This is a genomic window from Streptomyces sparsus (assembly GCF_054776295.1).
Genome location: NZ_BAAHCA010000816.1, coordinates 1 through 2,245 on the forward strand (window position 1 = coordinate 1; position 2,245 = coordinate 2,245).

Annotated in this window: 2 protein-coding genes; one reads left to right on the forward strand and one right to left on the reverse strand. The window is 74.7% G+C overall.

Annotated features, from left to right (window positions below; translation table 11 throughout):
- Positions 1-42 precede the first annotated feature (42 nt).
- On the reverse strand, positions 43-1,029 hold the full coding sequence (locus ACYVE9_RS23755; protein WP_461029936.1) for an acetylxylan esterase: 987 nt from the start codon (positions 1,027-1,029) through the stop codon (positions 43-45).
- 126 nt (positions 1,030-1,155) lie between these two features.
- On the opposite strand from ACYVE9_RS23755, the gene ACYVE9_RS23760 reads away from it, so the two are divergent.
- On the forward strand, positions 1,156-2,245 hold a 1,090-nt coding region (locus ACYVE9_RS23760), incomplete at its 3' end, for a hypothetical protein (RefSeq protein WP_461029937.1).

Below are 2,245 nucleotides of genomic sequence, written 5' to 3' on the forward strand. Positions count from 1 at the left end.
CGCGGCCCGCCCGGCCGGTGGCCCACGCCGGGCAGGCGGTGATCAGCGTTCCCGGGCGCCGCCGAGGTCCCGGTCCGCCAGCCAGGGCAACTGCCGCTCCAGCTGGGAGGCGCGTCCGCCCGCGTGGTCCCCGAACTGCCACACCGTCATCTCGCGGTCGGCCGGAGCGTAGGCGTTGAACGCCGCGTAGACCGTCGAGGGCGGGCAGACCGGGTCCATCAGACCGACGCTGAACAGGGCCGGAGCCGTGGCGCGGCGGGCGAAGTGCAGCCCGTCGAAGTAGTTCAGCGTGCCGAACACCCGCTCGGGGTCCGTGCGCTGGTGGACGCCCAGGTAGTGCGCCAGCTCCGGGTAGGGGCCGGCGGCCGCCGTCTCGGCTCCCCGGCGGAAGTGGCAGAGGAAGGGCACGTCGACGAGGGCGGCGGCCACCGCGTCACCGGACAGCCCGGCCGTCGCCAGGGCCAGCCCGCCACCCTGGCTGCCACCGCTCACCACGACCCGGTCGGCGTCGATCGCCGGATGCTCCCGCACCGCGTCCACGGCCCGCACGCAGTCCGTCATCAGCCTGCGGTAGTAGTGGTGGGCGGGGTCGTCGATGCCGCGGGTCATGAACCCGCCGACGTACTGCGGGCCGGGCACCGGATCCGGGTCGGGCGTGACGTGGCCCATGCCGCGGCTGTCCACGACCAGCTCGGCGTACCCGGCCGAGCTCCACAGCAGGTGCTCCAGGGCCAGGCCCCGGCCGCCGCTGTACCCGATGTACGTCACCACCGCCGGCAGCGGCTCGGACAGCCCGCGCGGCAGCAGCAGCCACGCCGCCACCGGCTGGCCGCCCCAGCCGGGGAACCGGACGTCGTAGACGTCGGTGGTGCGCAGCAGCGTCTGCACGCGCCGGTAGTCGGCCGGCTCACCGGACGCGGCCCTGGCCGAGGTGAGGGTCTTCTGCCAGAACTCGTCGAAGTCGGCCGGCTCGGCCACCTCCGGCCGGTAGTCACGCAGCTGCTCGAGCGGCATGTCGGTCAACGGCATCGCATCGTCCTCCGTTCGCGCGGAAGGATCTGACAGGTCCGTGACGGCTGCCGCGCCTGCACCGTTGCGAGGCGTCGGCGGTCCTACCGTGGGCCTGTGAGCACATCCCTCTTTCGCCGTAAGGATATGTACGCCGCGGGTGCGGCCGTGGTGCTGTTCGCCGTGGCCGCGGTCGTGGGCCACGTCCTTCAGGAGCGCGACGGCACACTGCGCCTGCGCTGGCCGCCCCTGTACGCCTACTGGGACCCGCACGTGGGCCCGGGCACACCCGCCGCGCTGATCGTCGCCACCCTCGTGGTGGTGTACGGGCCGGCCACGGCACGGCGGCTCGGCTGGCGGCGACTGCTGTGGGCGTCCTGGGGCGGGTCCATGGCCTGGATCTGGTCGCTGGCGCTGATCGACGGCTGGGAGCGGGGCGTCGCCCGTCGGCTGACCACCAAGTACGAGTACCTGCAGTCCGTCGGCGAGGTGCGGGACGTCGGCGCCACCCTGCGCGAGTTCACCGGCCGCATCCTGATGGACGCCCCCGACAACTGGCCGGCGCACGTCGCGGGGCACCCTCCGGGCGCGCTGCTCACCTTCGTCGGCCTCGACCGGATCGGGCTGGGCGGCGGCGCCTGGGCGGCGGTGCTGTGCGTCACCGTGGGCGCCTCCGCGGCGACCGCGGTGCTGGTGACGGTGCGTGCGCTGGCCGACGAGGACACCGCCCGGCTCGCCGCGCCGTTCCTGGTGCTGGCTCCGGCGGCGGTGTGGATCGGGGTGTCCGCGGACGGCTACTTCACCGGTGTGAGCGCCTGGGCGGTCGCCCTGCTGGCGCTGGCCGCGACCCGCCGGGCCCGGTTGCCGTGGCTGGCGGCGCTCGGCTCCGGCGTGCTGTTCGGCTGGACGATGTACCTGTCGTACGGCCTGGGTCTGCTGGTGATCGTCGCCGTCGCCGTGCTGGTGGCCGCCCGCGAGTGGCGGCCCGTCGGCTGGGTCCTGCTGGGCGCGCTGCCGTGGGTGGTGGCGTTCACCGCGGCCGGGTTCTGGTGGTACGAGGGCTACTCCACGCTGGTGGAGCGTTACTACCAGGGGGCGGCCCGGGTGCGCCCGTACGCCTACTACGTGTGGGCCAACCTGGCGGCCCAGGTGGTGGTGGTCGGCCTCGCCACGGTGGCCGGGCTGCGCCGCGCCGCCGGGCGCGAGGTCCGGCGCAGCGGGCTGGTGGTGCTCGTCG